Genomic DNA, 15,509 nt, shown 5'->3' on the forward strand with positions numbered 1-15,509 from the left:
CGGCTAAAATAAAATTTTGAGACCATCCGGAAAAACTCCGGATGGTTTTTATTTTTTAGGGCTTGTGCCAAAAACATAATCCCAAAATGGAGTACTGACACCAAATGCCACATCCGGGTCTTTGTAATGATGGATGGCATGATTGATCCAAAGGACTTTCATGGGACCCTTTGGGGGTTGAAAGGCATGTATGATGTAGTGTATGCTTAGATATGCTGCATATCCAAGTAAAAACCCTGGCAAAAAGTAATAAACATAATCAGCTATCAAAAAATAAAATAAATAATATAGCAGTATGGCATATCCTGCTGATAGAATTGGCGGCATGGCCAACCTTTTTTTGTCTTTCGGGTAATCATGGTGTATGCCATGAACCGAATATTGTATTCTTCCCTTCCATGTGTTGTTGGGATTCATATGATAGAAGTACCGGTGCATCAGGTATTCCATCAGTGTAAATAATACGTAACCTCCCAGAAAATTGGCTATTCTGATCCCGATGGAGATCTTGCTGTGGCAATATGCCTGGTAAAGAAAAAAGGCGGAAAGCAGCAAGAATAGGGAAATGGGAATTATTGCATGTGTTTTGGTGATTTTTTCTAAAATGGGTTGCTTGAAAATTTCAGCAGTCCCATGATTGTCTGGTTTGTCTAATTTTCCAATCTTTTTCATTTCATGTGTCTATAATTTGGTTTTCAAATGCCGGAACTTGTTTTGCAGCAAGGATCGGATAGCCTGTTCCATATCGGGAGAATCTCACTATGATAATCACCGTTCTGTGTGCTGTCGCTCACTTCAAGTCTACCTGCCTCAGGAAGGCTCTATTTTATGGTAGTTATTTCTTTTAAGCTAAGACAACCGGATTTCAATTTACCCTATAGAAAAAAAATAATTTTTTGAGTAAGGGTAAATGATGAAATGGTTGTCACAGGACTATACCACAAATTGAAAAGAACAAAATCATGAAGAAAAGTTATTGCTTGATCGCTATTAGTTTCGGATTTACCCTACTGTTTGGCCTGTTTGAGGCTGCGGCTCAGGAAAATCGACCCGCCCACCTGGGCTTTTTATACCCCATCAGTACAAACGGTGTTAAGGCGGCAGACTATACCAATGATGTCAGTATCCATGCACTGGCCGGCCTTTCGGGCGGGGAAAGAGGCCTGGCCATTTACGGACTTGGAGGAGTAATTCAGGGAAATGCTACCGGATTTCAAACTGCAGGATTATGGCTCTCCGTCTCCGGCGAGCTGAAGGGGGCTCAGGTAGCCGGGCTTATCAATCAGGCACAACAGGCCAATAAGGGCATTCAGGTAGCAGGATTGGTGAATAGATCCAAGGAGGGGTCCGGCTCTCAGCTGGCAGGGATTACCAACTCCACAACATCTCTCCGTGGAGCCCAGGTGTCAGGGATCGCCAATTTTTCCCAGAAGGCGGAGGGTATTCAAATTTCTGGAATCCTTAATCAGGCAGAAGTGGTGAATGGCATTCAGATTTCAGGTTTGGTAAACAAAGCCAAAACTGTAAGAGGAGTTCAACTGTCAGGTTTGATCAACATTGCTGACAGCAGTGACTACCCCATAGGCATCATCAATCTGATTGCCAATGGAGAAAAAAGAATTGGCTTTTCCGTAGATGAAAATCTCACCCAGTTGATCAGCTTCAGGTCCGGGGGAAATCGCATGTATGGGATCATTGGTTTGGGATCTAATTTCTCCAATGATGATCTTCCTTACGCCATGGAGACAGGTATAGGTTTCAAACTTACAGATAGCAAAAGATTCAGGCTGGATCTGGAAGCCAGTAATTTATGGGGGACCAATTTCAGGAAGTGGGGTGGATATTCTAAAACTGGATTAAGGGTATTGCCGGTAGTAAAGCTTTCCAGAAGTTTGCAGCTGTACGCCGGTCCAAGCTTGAATTACATGCACACCCAATACCAAAATGGATCGGAACTGGCACAATTCAGGATTTGGGAAAGGAATCGTGCTAATTCCTATAAAGCCATCCATTGGGGTGTTAATGCGGGACTTCAGTTAGCCATCCATTGACGCTCAAAATGAATTAACCTCAATGAAAATGACTGATAATTAAAGGAGGTGAAGCCCATTTCGCTCAATGGGGAAATGGACATCATGTAAAAGCCAAACAGTTGGACTGAAATTGATCAATAGTTGTTTATCTTTCCCAACAAGTGCAAAATGAAGTGGAAAGAAAGGATTGCCAATATAACCTTTGGATGGAGTGAGAAAAATTTCCGGAGAAAATGATGATTTGCCAGAGCTCCTTGATGAAGCGGTTTTTGAAGCGCAGTTTAAAAATTATTTTAAACCACTTCATGCCTATGCGCAGGCTTTATTGAAAGACGGTGAAGCAGCCAATGAAATCGTACAGACGGTTTTTCTGAAGCTTTGGGAAAAGCGCAAGACCCTGGAAATTTCCATTTCCCTGAAAGCCTATTTGTACAAGTGTGTGTATTATGACAGTCTGAATTACCTCAAACATGAGAAAGTCAAAATGAAACATTTGGAAGAAAACCGGTATGAAATGGCAAATATCAGGAGCGCGGATGCGGCGTACTCAGTGGAAGATAAAGAGATACAGTCAAAATTGAACCATGCATTGCTCCGTTTACCAGAAAAGTGCAGGACGGTTTTTCTGCTCAGCAGAATGGAAGAGCTAAAATATCAGGAGATTGCTTCGCGCCTCGGTCTCTCTGTCAAAACGGTGGAAGCACATATGGGCAAAGCCCTGAGGACCCTTAGAGTGGAACTTGCGGAGTTCCTTCCCCTCATAATCATTACCTGGACGTTTTTATTTTGACTTATGGAAGATCAACTACTGATAAAATACCTGCTTGGTGAAACGGATAGTGTTGAGGCAGAGGAAGTTGAAAAGTGGATTGCAGCTGATGTCCAAAACAGTCGCTATTTTGAACAGCTCAGATGGATTTGGGAGAATTCAGCCCGCTTACTTGAAAAGTCAGAGATAGATGAAAATGAGGCCTGGAAGCAATTCAAAGATCGTAGGGTGATAATTGAAGCGAAAAACAAGACTGCCAGGCATACGGTAAATTTACCGGTTTGGCTACGGGTTGCCGCTGCAATTTTTCTGGTGCTGATTGGAGGTTGGGCTTTAATGAGCAATTTGCCCGGACCGGTAAGGGCACTTTATACCGGAGTAGTGTTTGAGACCCTTGAAGAACCCGTAAAGGAGGTTTTAATGGACGGTTCGGTTTTGACATTGAATAAAAATTCACGTTTGACTTATTCTCAGAAGCTTTTTGGAAAACAGCGGCTGGTAAGCTTGTCTGGAGGCGAAGTTTATTTTGAAGTAGTAAAAAATAAGGCAAAACCCTTTGTGGTTATCACAGGAGATATGAGGGTTACTGTTTTGGGGACCTCTTTTCATGTTCATCAATCACCGGAAAGCATTGAAGTCATCGTAGATGCCGGATTGGTGAGGGTGGAATTCCGCGATCAGTTGATTTTGCTGAAAAAGGATGAGAAAGCAGTGATTGATGTTTCCTCCGGTTCAATAGAAAAAGATATCAACGGCAGCCAGCTTTTCCGCTACTATGTGGATGGAAAGTTTGTGGCTGAATCTACCGCCCTGCCGCTTTTGGTGGAGGCACTCAATAAAGCCTATGGAAGCAAAATAAGAATAGCCTCAGAAAGGGCTCAAAATATGTTCATTACCACCACCCTGGAATACGGCTCCTTAGAAAAAAACCTGGAGGTGCTCAGGGAGACCCTGGATTTGAGCGTAATCCGCCAAGGTGATAACATTATTGTGGAATAATTCCTTAATTTCATGGTTGGAAGATGATTTGTAAATGCGTTTTAATCGTTTTTGTGTTTTATTGCTTTTAGCGATCGGGTCTACATTTCAGGGGCTGCTTTACGCTCAGGATTACCTTTTAAGAGAAATAGATTTTTCCGGCACTGCTGAGGGGAATGTGGGATCGGCTATGGAGGAAATTGCAGGCAGGCATGGGTTTTATTTTTCTTACCAAAGCTCTTTGGTTGATTTGGAATCAAAGCTCCCTTTCTCTTCTTATCAGGGTAAGTTAGCAGGATTCCTTCAGGGAGTTTTTGGTGATTCCCACGAATTCAGGGAGCATGATGCATATGTGATCATCCGTTATGCTCCGGGCAAATTAGATGCAGATCTGGAGATGGTGGCAGATGGCAAATCACTGGTGATACAAGGCCAGATACGGGACTATCACACAGCGGAGCCCGTTTCCACTGCCAGTATTTATGAAAAAAATGGTTTGGCCTATGCCATGTCTGATGGGCAGGGTAATTTTGAGTTGAGACTGAAATCTGCATCTCCCTCATCTGTATGGCTGACTTTACGCAAGGAAGAATACAGGGATACCTCTTTTGTACTGCTTCCCCCGGTACAGGTGGATCTGGATAAGCATGCCGGAAGTAGGTTCCGCTTTTTACCGGGAAATGGATCGGCAGACAATTTAGAAGAAAGTTTTTGGGGAGGAATGTTCATTGGGTTCAGGCAAAGGATGCAAAGGCTAAACCTTGCCGGTTTTTTTGCTGAAAGTCCCGTTCAAATGTCATTGATTCCGGGCTTGAGTACCCAGGGAGTATTTAGCAGCCAGATGATCAATAATTTTTCCCTTAATTTATTGGGGGGCTACACGGCGGGGGTAGAAGGCTTGGAGGTGGCTGGTCTTTTCAATATGAATCAAAGGATGGTAAGTGGCATGCAAACAGCAGGGCTTTTCAATATGGTTGGCGGGGGAGTTTCCGGTTTTCAGGCCGCAGGGATCTTTAACAATGTATATGATAGCCTGTCTGGATTTCAGGTGGCTGGAATACTTAATAAGGTGGGAAATGATCTGAATGGAGCCCAGGTGGCCGGATTGGTCAATCAGGTAGCTGGTAAAGCCCGGATTCAGATAGCCGGTTTGGCCAATCGCTCCTACAGTACCGATGGGTTCCAGCTGGCGGGCCTGATTAACCGCACAAAAGCAGGTGCAGGCAAAGTTCAGATTGCAGGAATACTTAATCAATCCGGGGCTAATGTGGATTACCAGGTAAGTGGCTTGTTCAATAAGGCAGATACCGTTGTAGGCCTGCAGCTGAGTTTGGTGAATGTAGCAGCCTCCAGCGATTACACGCTGGGCTTGGTCAATATCGTTGGGGATGGGGAAAAAAGTATTTCTGTTGGCCTGGATGAATCTTCCTTTGTCCAGCTCAGCCTGAGAAGTGGGGGGAGAAAACTTTATGGCTTGCTGGGGACAGGGCTGAGGCTGCATCCCATTACCCTATTCGGGCTGGACCTGGGTTTAGGTTGGCACGCCATCCGCAAAAGGTCTTATTTTATGGATGTGGAGCTGGTTAACAGGTTGTCCAGCGATTTTGCCGGGATTTCAAATCATTCCAATGTATTTAGAATGCTGCAGGGCTTTCAAAGTGGCCGCATGAAATATTATGCCGGGCCTACCATTGCCTTTAGTGTGTTGGACCAGTCATGGGCCTGGCCTGTTGGCGGATGGGTAATCGCCGAAAAGCGCAACAGCAGGGGCTTATTTGCCCTGCATGCCGGGTTGACAGGGGGTGTGCAATATGTTTTTTGATTGAATTGCTGATCAAGCCTACCTGATTCCACGCAAGGATTTTATCAGAAAAGGGTCTTAGCCGTAGCGTTTGCGGGTCTGGTACCATGTATTTCCGATTTGAAAAAGATAGGGTGGAGGAAATGTAGATTATTGGGAGGCAAGATTTGGATAAGAAATTCCAGGTGTAGCATGCGTGGGAACGGCTTCGAAGATGTTCACGCTTAACACTGTTATTATTGGGTTCTATCGATAATTTATTTCGGTGTTGACTCAATTCTCTCCCTCTTATTTTGTAGATCCAAAATGCGTTTTGCCCCCTAATTTTTCGGGAGTAGTTTCCAATACCCTCAGTTCTGCCATTACTCAAAATTCCGACCGGAACACGGCAAAATTGTCAAGTTCAAAAAGGGGTCCTGCCCCGGACAGCCGCAGTCGGAGTTGCTTCGTTTCGACCGGATCAAAGTATTGGATGCGTTTTCTGCCTACCGTCTCACCGGCTGCCACAGGCTGCCATTGGCCATCCTGCCAGGCTTCGAGTACGTACTGCCGGATGTGTTGCCCCTTGCGCAATACTTCCTCCAGGAGCAGCAGGTTCACACGCTGGCTTTGGGGGAAAGTTAGTGTTATTTCTGAGGAAGGGTGGTTTTTAGAAGAGGTGATTCCTACTGGATTAGCAAAGGTGGTTTCGATCGATTTACCAAAGTTGTTCAGTAAAGTAACTTCTGCCGGCGGGATAAGGCCGCTGGTATCCGGCGTCATGTTTACCAGTAAATTGGCTCCTCGCCCGATCGTTTCCAGATAAGCATTCTTCAAAAAGGAAACATCTTTCAGGGTTTTGTCCGATTCCGGTTTCCAAAACCAGGTGGAGCGGGTGTGCAGGTTGGCCTCTGCCGGTATCCAACCTGCATTTTGAGGACCAACCCATTTGGCAAGTCCTTCCCCTGGTTTTACGACGTTTTCCAAGGGGTATTCTGCCCAGCCCTGTTCACTGCCTGACCAGCGTACATCCGGCTTGGTACCTCCCATAATGATGGCCCCGGGTTGTAACAGCCGTACCATATTTGCGATGGCATCGCCATAAGCCGTGCCCAGTGGTTGCCTGGTTTTAGGATCCATCACATCCCATCCAAAAGGATCATAGGCGCCGTCAAACCAGAGATAGGAGATTTCTCCATAGTTTGTCAGTAATTCTCGGAGCTGTTCCAGAAAAACAGGGAAGTACCTGTGTATATCACCCACAATTTTGCGCTCCCCTTGCGGGTCAGGCGTACTGGTACATCCAAAATGCTTATCCCCACCGGAAAGGTAAAGACCAATTTCCAGATCGTATTTTCTGCAGGCATCTACAAACTCCCGGACGATATCTCCTTTCCCCTTTTTCCAGGAAGCGTTTTTTACCGAATATTCCGTGGTTTCCGTTGGCCAGAGACAGAAGCCATTGTGATGTTTGGCTGTAAGTACGATGTGTTTGGCAGCAAAAGATTTCGCTGTTTTAGCCCACTGATCGGCATCCAGTCTTTTGGGATTAAAAAGTTCCGCAGCAGGTACACTCATCATGTCAGAATCAACAAAAGTGGCGGGACCAAAGTGAATAAATGCCCCGAGTTGCCGCTCCTGGTAGGCCAACTGAGCTTCTGTGGGCCTGGTTCGAAATGGCTTTGAAGGATTGATGTAGATTTCCTGATTGCTATCGGCTGCCTCAAGCACAGGCAACCAATCTCCCTGATGTGCGGGGGCAACGATTGATTGCTCCAGGTTGTCTTCAAAGAAGTGAGCGAATAACTCCTCAGGCCTTCCATCAAAAGTTGCCCATTGCAGGTCCCCGGCGGTAGTTTGATCGCTTCCTGTGAAATAGAGAATTGTCTTCCCCTCGAAATAACAGAGCTCCACATCGGAGGCATTGCTTTCGGATATAGCGGGATCAATTAAGGGGATGTTTTTATGGTCCGGATTAAAGGTGACAAACGGGCTGTCATCGGGTGCATCTTCCCAGTCGATCAGGTTCCTGGAGCGGGTAATGCGTGTTTCGTACCCCGGTTGAAGCGATTCCAGGTAGAGTGTGTAGTACCAGCCCCCTTCATAATACAGGGCTGGCCCACCTACGTATTTGTCTTTGCCATAGCTGGCTTCCGGAATTTCCTGCCAGTTTTTCAGGTCTGTGGACCTGACATAGCGAAAGGTAAAGGGAGTCCATTGGGGATCGCTGGTTTCGTAGAGGAGGATGAAGTCTTCCTTTCCCCGACAGACGGCCGTGTTGAAAAAATATTCGTCCGGATTGGCCTGAAGTATGGTTTCAGGTTTGGTCCATTCTTTTAGGTCCGCAGAGCTGGTGACAACGATTTCCGTGATTTTGCGCCAGGGTTTGTTCTTTCCGTAGTAGCCGGCAAACACATACACCCGGTCTTTCCAGGTCAGGACGGTTCCGAAGGCATGGTTTTTCAGCGGCACGGAAACGATTTGGTTGGTGGCAAGGTCCCGGATGCGCACTTCGTCTTCCTGGAAATGGTCTCCGGGTTTGGCCCCGGGGATGTCCCAAAAACGTTGGTTGTTTTCCAGCAGGTACAACTTGTCCTTAAACACGAAAGGGGAGGTTTCCACCAGTGGGGAGCCCAGCCGCCCCTGCTTTTGGATGGGGTTTTGCCAGTTGGTTTGTGCCATCAGTTGGTGGCAAAAAAGGATAAAGACGATATAGGCAATGCTTCGGAACGAGGACATGGTATGGATAATGAAATTTTAGATTAATGGTGACTGTTCACCAATATACAAAATTTGATGTTTTTAGGAATTGACGGAAGGCCAATCTCATCCTATACGCTATTTGGTTTCGATAGGTGTTTTTCGGGAATAGTCGTCGATACGCAGTCAAAAATGAATCTTGGGCTTGTACCCTGTTGTTTTTTCCTGCCTGCTCCTCCGAATTGGAAACGCGCCCTGCTTAGAGAATTTAAAATTTCTGGGCTTGACCACCCTGCCCAGGCTTTGGGCGCTCTTTGAGATGCCTCAATTACAAAAAGACAAAACCCGCGTCACAATAACATTACATGACCTAAGTATCTTGTAAGATGTCACAATTCATTCATTTTTTCTTTACCTTCAGGAAACCCGAAAAGGCGTAGCTGGTAAAAGAAATTAAGCCGATGAAAAATCTTATTTATTTAGTGTTCGTTTTGCTCATTTGTCCGAATGCTACTGCTCAGGAAAGCAAATGGGAGAGCTGGTTTTGGCCAAACAAAGGGCTACCTAGAAATGCCAATAGCCCCCTATTTCAAGATTCGCTCAGTTTAAGGCCTTTTCGGCTGTTCCAGGGACCGGAGATTTTTCCGCTGGTGAACCAGCCGGCAAGTGCCATATATAAAATTGATTTAGACGATCTGCTGGATACGGAGGAGCCTTGGATTATCGAGTTTTGGTTGATAAATCATGTCAATCAGCCCATAGGCTTCGAAGTATTTCTTGAGCAGCGACCACTCCTCTCCAACTGGAACAAAAAATGGCTTTTGCCCGGACGCGAGGAGACCCAAAGGTTTTGGGATAAGTATTTTACTCACCTCGTTCTTTCCAATGAAGAAAATGGTCTACGGATCTACGAAAATGGCGACCTACTTTTCCAAGGAGAAAAGGCCATGGGTCAGGTCTTTCTCCTGCGTTCCTACCTTCAGGAAGAGCCTTTTATGAAGTTAGACCACTGGGTGAAACACCTGTCATTTTTTTCAGGACCGATGGCTGAAAATTGGGTAAACGAGAGATTTCGACAGCATCAGCGCTGGAAAAAAGAAGGAATTCGAATTCCCGGCAAATTTCATTTCCTGGCAGAACCCTATCTCTACGTCCCTGGTTCCAATCAGATGCAAATCACCTTTGAATTGGATCGTAAAGCAGAGGTAAAATTGCTCTTTGGTGAAGATATCCGTTCATTTGAGGCCTTAGAGCTATCTCCACAACATGAAAATCGCTACCACGTACGATTGAACGATCTGAAATCCAATAGTCCGTATTTTTACGAGATTGAGGCAACGGATGAAAAGGGAAACATCCTAAAAAGCGGACCATTAACGTTTCGTACGGCTCCGGAGAAGAATTCCCCGATTCTGGTCGGTCTGGTGTCCGATACCGAATCCCGCCCCCAAATCAACGAGCAAATCGGAATGCAGCTTTGGAATGAACGGGTAGATCTGGTTTTGCACCTTGGAGACATTACAGATGGAGGAAATGAATCCGAAAAATGGCAATGGACACAGGAATTTTTTCCGGGCTCTTCAGCGCTCTATTCAAGGATACCGAATATACCTGTAGCAGGAAATGGAGAAGGTGACCTTTTCTGGTACAAAGCCTATCATCCGCAAGCCGATTCACTGGGTTGCTATAGTACCAATTATGGGCCGGCGACATTTTTTGTGCTCAACTCCAATCAACCCGGTGAACTCCAAAAAGGAGGTGCCCAATACGAATGGCTCAAAAATGAACTTTCTCAATCAAAAAGCCCCTGGAAATTTGTGATGATGCACCATGCTCCCTACTCCATGGATGAGGATGACTATGGGGATACCTGGCAAGGAAAAGGAAGCTATGGAGACAGGCGGTTTCAGCCGCTATTGAGGTTGTTGGAAGATTTTGATGTAGACATGATGTTTTTTGGGCATTTGCACACATACATGCGGAGCTTTCCATTGAACCAGGATCAAATCGATTTTGACAGAGGGATCACCTATGTGCAGGTAGGTGGAATGGGGGGCAATCTGGAAGATTTTGCACCTAACCGGGTCCCGTTTTCCGCCAAAACTTTCCGTGGGTTTCATTATGGTACGATCTCCATTACCCTCGGCAGACTCGAACTTCGGGTATATACAGGAGATGGAAAATTGATTGATATTTTTGAAGTCCGGAAGAAAAACTAGAGTGCGGCATAGATCTGGATATTCTTTTCCGGGAATCAGGCTTTGAACTGTACTGGGAAGGCCTTCGGAGGGTGTATCAAATCAGGTATGGAAGATACGAGGACAGTTGGACAGGAAAAACGGACAGCGATCCCAATAAAAGACTGTTTCCCATTCCCCAACGCGCCATAGACGGGGCATCCAATGAGGAGGGATTCCTGGTACAAAACCCAGGGTATTGATTGCATTTCGGTTTGATGCATTGTAAAAGCCGGTGGGCATTTCCTTACCGGCTTTTTTGGTAAATGTTTGCTTGTACATATTTTTACTTCCCTGGATCAAAAGATGATCATTGGCGTATTGTTGGAGTGGGCACCGGTAGTGTCACCGCATATATGCGAGATAATACGTATGGTTGATTAAATAAATTGAAGTAATTATTCTTGCGGTAAAAAATAGGAGGCAAAACAAGTAGTTTATACAATTTCTTCCAGCACCAGGATCTCGCTACTCAATAGGAAGTGTTTTATTGGTTTATCCTTTATACTATACTTTCATCTGAATTTTGGTTGTTTTGCTGGTCATTTTTGGTACAGTCCCTTAGCGTTTATTTTTGGAGCCGAATGCTTGCCTATCTTCTTTCACTTCCGTTTACATTTAGTTTAAGCCAATCCATTCCTAGGAAAACACAGCTAAAAGTTTTTAAACTCCTATTTACTCGAATCGTCTGATTTCCTCACGTTTCAGATCGATTAAAAAATGGTCTGAAGGCAGTGAATGATAAAGTTTTTCGAAAATACGGAAAAACCGGACCAGTTGGGCATCCAGTGCCTGCCCTTCCAACAATGGCTTTTGGTGCAATTTTGAGAGAAGACCTTCATAAAAACGTTGTCTATCCGAGGGAATAAGGTTTTTCCCCAGCTCATCCCCATTTTTAAGTAAATAAAAGTCCTCAATAAGCTCTCCCGGAAGACCATCAGTTCGCTTTATATCCTTTGATTCTTTTAGCTTTTCCATCAAAAATACTTCGCCTTCCTCTGAACCCATGCCTGACCAGCGTTCCAATTCCTTGCGGCTGAGAATTTGCAAGGTATAAGCAAGATTTTCCGGCCAATCGGAAGGGATAAACCGCGACCTGGTAAGTTCCGAAAGGTGCATTCGGGTGTAATCCCGGTAATTTCTTGTTTGCAAAATGGTGCTATCCCAACGTTGGGGATCCTGATGGTCAAGGAGCCATTGCTGCTCTATCCGATACATGTCAAAAAATTCATCCATCCGATTTACGATATCGAGTTGAATCGTCGAAATTTCTATGGTTTCCGGCTCCGGAAAGGTAAGGATTTTGTAGGCAGGGGGAAAGGCGGCCAGGGAAGGTACCTGGATATTGTAGAGCGTTTTACCCGTTGAAGCCTCTTTAAATATCCCGGTATCGTTGATGTGCATGTGTCCGGCAAAATGAATACCAATTCCTGCTTTGGTATATTCACTGCTAGTCTTTTGCGAAGGAACTCTTGCCAATTGAAATTTATTTTCTCCAAATAGTAATTTCATCTCATCCGAGGCGTAATCGTGAAAATCCACCAAAGGATAGTGACTAAAGGAAATCAGTGTTTTTCCCCGTTTTTCAGCCTCCCTGACGACTTTACTAATCCAGCCCAGCTGGTGTTGCTTCTCTTTCACTGCCTGATTAAATCCCACCGAGGAGCCGCTCCACTCTTCTCCGGTATGAGTGTATACATTGCCATCCAGCGCTAAAAGCCAAATACCTGCTACCGGTTCTACTACATAGCTGGCATCCGGCAAGAGACTTCCCTCGCTTCCGGAAGCATACACCCGCCGGTCCAGTGAGGAATTATCTACTGCCTGGCGAAAGTTATAACCATCCACATCCAACTCCTGGAAGGGGTGCGCCCAAAATAAATCTTGTTCGGATGGGAAAAAGCCAAAATCGGAAAGGGCATGGGTTATTTCTTCATATCCCCAATAGTCGATCTGACTAGAAATCGTCACTTCTTTTGATGGGAAAAAATCCGCATCACCTGCAATGGCTTGTTCGGAGCCATCCGCTGCCAGAAAATCTTTTTTGCCGCCGATTCCGCCGAAAGGTTTCACCGGATCGTGGTTTCCGGTAGTTAAGAAAAACCGCATTCCGCATTCTTCTGCGTATCGGTCCAAAATCCCTTGTAAAGCCAGCACATTCATCGGCTGTCCGTCATCGGTAAAGTCACCCGGAAGTACCACCAGTTGTATGCCTTTGCTTTTTAAATCCTCCATGGCCTGGATAAAGGCAAAATAGTTTTCATTGAAAAGCCGCGTGGAATTCAATTGGCTTTTCATGCTGCGGATGGTCGCGTACTTGCCCGTTTTGGGATTGAATACTCCCTTGAAATCCGGTGAATGTAGCGCAGCATAGACATCCTGCAAATGGATGTCGGAAAGAAAAGCTAATTTAATTTCCTTGGATTGGGCAAGCGAGGCTGAGTGGATTCCTGCTAGCTGCCATAGGATACTCAAAAAGAGTAGGGGGAAATATGTCTTTTTCAATTTAGCTGTAATTTATGAATTTTAGACAGGTATGCGTGCTGGCTTTAGAAAATCCCATACTTGCAACTGACAGGATAACTTGACCGGAGGTAGTATGGTTGCCGACAGTAATCCGTAGGTAGCTCCTATACAACTAGCGCCTTCAAATCGGGTATAATTTCCTGCTTCCGCTTCTCGGATATCCCAATTCACACTGGCCCTAATCGACTCCTTTTTTCGGATCAATCCCTGAATGTACGTATTTTTCTGATCGGGGCCTTGATCCTTCGAAAACAGTCAGTGGAAATTGCTTGCTTTTTGTTCACAAATAATACGCCTAATAGTCCTCAATTCCGGCATATCGAAAAACAAAAGAAAACGCTAATACAGGAAGAGATAGCTCAAAGCCAGATGGACCGGGCACCCGGTTAATTCGACGGCTCTTGATTCCAGTAGTAAACAGCAGATTTACGATTCATGGGTTTTGTCACTTTCCTTCCGAAAGAAGGCTTCCAAGCGCTGTACCCCATGACGGGGAGCCACATTGTCTTGCGCCATCATGCTGAGAAAGAACTCGTACGGTCCATAAGTCTGCGAACTTGTAAAGGTGCGCATGATTCCTAAGGCAGTTCGTCGCATCCAATCAGGAAGGTGAACGATTTTGACCTCCTTGCCCATCGCTTCAAGGGCCAATTTGCCGACTTCATTTTGCGTGAGGATATCCGGACCACCTACTTCAATTTCCTGCTGAGGGGAAACGATGCTTTCAATGACCACCCTTGCAAGGTCACTTCCGTGAATGGGGTTGAGCTTGTATTCGCCATCACCGAAAAGGTAAACCTTGCCGGACCTGGCCATGGCCAGGAAGTCCTTCATGTCAGAGAAAAAGCCATTGGGTCTGATGATACTGTATTCCAATCCGGACGCTTTAAGCGCATCTACAAAGCGTTCCTTGGCGGCAGTGATTTTTAAGTGCCGCATTTGCTCACCATTCAGCACAGACACGTAAACAAACTTTCTGGCTCGCTGCCGCATGGCAAATTCCAGCAAGTTGACATTGGCTTGATAATCTACGTCCATATAATTCAGACCATCCTTTTGGCGGGTAATTCCTACTGTGGAAATAACCGTATCGATGGGATCCTGAAATGCTGGAAAAGAGGCCGGCTTTGTGACATCAACGATCTGAATTTGATCTGATCGCAACCCCATGTTCCTGAGTTTCTCCTCGTTTCGCCCTAATGCAAAAAAATCAACGGCTTGGCTCGTGAGTTCTTTGGCAATATAGCCTCCCAAATAACCGGTGGCGCCGGCCAGAATTATTTTTCCCTGCATTGTATTAAAGATTGAATAGTTGGAATTCGAGAATCATTTTTTGGTGTTTTTCAGTTCCATCAAAACCTTGATCAAAAATTCCACGGATCCTTTTTGGAATTCAGATTGATTGAAAGTGCCACAAAGATAAGCATCCAACCCGGGACAATAGTACATGAAGGAGCCTGTAAATCCGTGATGGCCAATCAGGGTGAAATCGGATAAAAGGGGAAATAATTCTTTGAGTTTCCATTGCATCAACCCATAGCCATAGTAAGTTCCTTTGCTGGCTGGCGTCCAATCTTGCATGGCCTTCAAACTTTCTTTTTGGATCAATTTTCCATCAAATAGCGCTTTCAGGAAGGTAGAAATATCTTTGGCGGTGCTCTGTAGACCAGCACCTGCCCAATCACTCGAAAGGCTTTTCATCTTCGAAACTTCCTGCTCACCAAAGTAGATCTTAGTGAGGGGAGTGGCTGGTTTTTCCAGCGGCTCAGACCGTAGATGCATGGAAGTATGAGTCATTTCCAATGGGCTGAATATTCTTTCCCGGAAAACCTCCTGTAGCGGCTTTTGCTCCAATGCTTCAATGATCAGACCGGGTAGCAGGTATTCGGTATCCGTGTAGTGGTAGCCAGTTCCCGGTGCAAACAGGGCCCGAAAACCGTTTTTGTAGAAATCCAGCAGTTCCTGTGGAGTCCAGAATTGATCTGGATTCTCGAGGGCAACCGTCAGCATGTTTTCTCCTATTCCGGGCTGGTCCTCGAAGTAGTCGGAGAGTCCGGAGCGGTGCTGCAGAAGGTGGGCGACGGTGATTTCCTGAGTCCAATCATTTCCCTCCCAGATGTGAAGTCCCCGGGTCAATGCTTCTGGGAGGTATTGATGCATGGGATCCTCAAAGGCCAGTTTGCCCTCTTCTACCAGTTGGGTAATAGTGACAGCAGTAAAGGATTTGCCTAAACTCGCTGTATGGAATGGGCTTTCGGTTTTTACTTTTTCTCCGTTTTTGAATTCTCCGTAGGCCCAGCTTTTCTGAAAACCCAGGGCATGAAAATCCAGCCGAAAAACCCCCTGATGCAACTGTTCCTTTTTCATGACTTTTTGGAAAAGCCTGTCTAGCTTTCGTTCCAGTTTTGGGAGGCTTTGCGTGAATAGAAATTGAAGTAAAAACATAGCTGGAATAAGAAAATAAAGGGTTCGGCGTTTCATAATTG

Annotated in this window: 11 protein-coding genes; 6 read left to right on the forward strand and 5 right to left on the reverse strand. The window is 45.4% G+C overall.

Annotated features, from left to right (window positions below; genetic code table 11):
* Positions 1-48: 48 nt before the first annotated feature.
* Entirely contained in the window at positions 49-672 is a 624-nt protein-coding gene (locus HUJ21_RS10340; RefSeq protein ID WP_291369468.1) for a sterol desaturase family protein, read from the reverse strand.
* A gap of 290 nt (positions 673-962) precedes the next feature.
* Between HUJ21_RS10340 and HUJ21_RS10345 the strand changes: the two genes are divergently transcribed.
* From HUJ21_RS10345 to HUJ21_RS10360, 4 genes are all read left to right on the forward strand, one after another.
* Positions 963-2,051: a hypothetical protein gene (locus tag HUJ21_RS10345; protein ID WP_291369470.1), complete on the forward strand. Its 1,089-nt coding sequence runs from the start codon at positions 963-965 to the stop codon at positions 2,049-2,051.
* A 193-nt stretch (positions 2,052-2,244) separates the two neighbouring features.
* On the forward strand, positions 2,245-2,823 hold the full coding sequence (locus HUJ21_RS10350; RefSeq protein WP_291369472.1) for an RNA polymerase sigma-70 factor: 579 nt from the start codon (positions 2,245-2,247) through the stop codon (positions 2,821-2,823).
* A gap of 3 nt (positions 2,824-2,826) precedes the next feature.
* Positions 2,827-3,801, forward strand: coding sequence for a FecR domain-containing protein (locus HUJ21_RS10355; RefSeq protein ID WP_291369474.1), 975 nt, complete (start codon positions 2,827-2,829; stop codon positions 3,799-3,801).
* 61 nt (positions 3,802-3,862) lie between these two features.
* Entirely contained in the window at positions 3,863-5,602 is a 1,740-nt protein-coding gene (locus HUJ21_RS10360) for a hypothetical protein (RefSeq protein WP_291369476.1), read from the forward strand.
* Between the two features lie 345 nt (positions 5,603-5,947).
* Here the strand turns inward: HUJ21_RS10360 and HUJ21_RS10365 are convergent, their stop codons facing one another.
* Entirely contained in the window at positions 5,948-8,299 is a 2,352-nt protein-coding gene (locus HUJ21_RS10365) for an alpha-L-fucosidase (RefSeq protein ID WP_291369478.1), read from the reverse strand.
* A gap of 422 nt (positions 8,300-8,721) precedes the next feature.
* On the opposite strand from HUJ21_RS10365, the gene HUJ21_RS10370 reads away from it, so the two are divergent.
* Both HUJ21_RS10370 and HUJ21_RS10375 read left to right on the forward strand, forming a co-directional pair.
* On the forward strand, positions 8,722-10,479 hold the full coding sequence (locus HUJ21_RS10370; RefSeq protein ID WP_291369480.1) for a metallophosphoesterase: 1,758 nt from the start codon (positions 8,722-8,724) through the stop codon (positions 10,477-10,479).
* A 71-nt stretch (positions 10,480-10,550) separates the two neighbouring features.
* Complete coding sequence (locus tag HUJ21_RS10375; RefSeq protein ID WP_366483685.1) at positions 10,551-10,700, forward strand: hypothetical protein; 150 nt, start codon at positions 10,551-10,553, stop codon at positions 10,698-10,700.
* A gap of 472 nt (positions 10,701-11,172) precedes the next feature.
* Here HUJ21_RS10375 and HUJ21_RS10380 read toward each other — a convergent pair whose 3' ends face one another.
* The 3 genes from HUJ21_RS10380 to HUJ21_RS10390 all read right to left on the reverse strand — a co-directional run bounded on the left by HUJ21_RS10380 (position 11,173) and on the right by HUJ21_RS10390 (position 15,504).
* Complete coding sequence (locus HUJ21_RS10380; protein WP_291369482.1) at positions 11,173-13,002, reverse strand: metallophosphoesterase; 1,830 nt, start codon at positions 13,000-13,002, stop codon at positions 11,173-11,175.
* Between the two features lie 447 nt (positions 13,003-13,449).
* Positions 13,450-14,316, reverse strand: coding sequence for an SDR family oxidoreductase (locus tag HUJ21_RS10385; protein WP_291369484.1), 867 nt, complete (start codon positions 14,314-14,316; stop codon positions 13,450-13,452).
* Between the two features lie 33 nt (positions 14,317-14,349).
* Positions 14,350-15,504, reverse strand: a complete 1,155-nt coding sequence (locus HUJ21_RS10390) for a serine hydrolase domain-containing protein (RefSeq protein WP_291369486.1) — start codon at positions 15,502-15,504, stop codon at positions 14,350-14,352.
* Between the last annotated feature and the right edge of the window lie 5 nt (positions 15,505-15,509).

Origin of the sequence: Cyclobacterium sp., from assembly GCF_014762705.1 — a bacterium.
In the GTDB taxonomy this organism is placed as follows: Bacteria; Bacteroidota; Bacteroidia; order Cytophagales; family Cyclobacteriaceae; genus Cyclobacterium.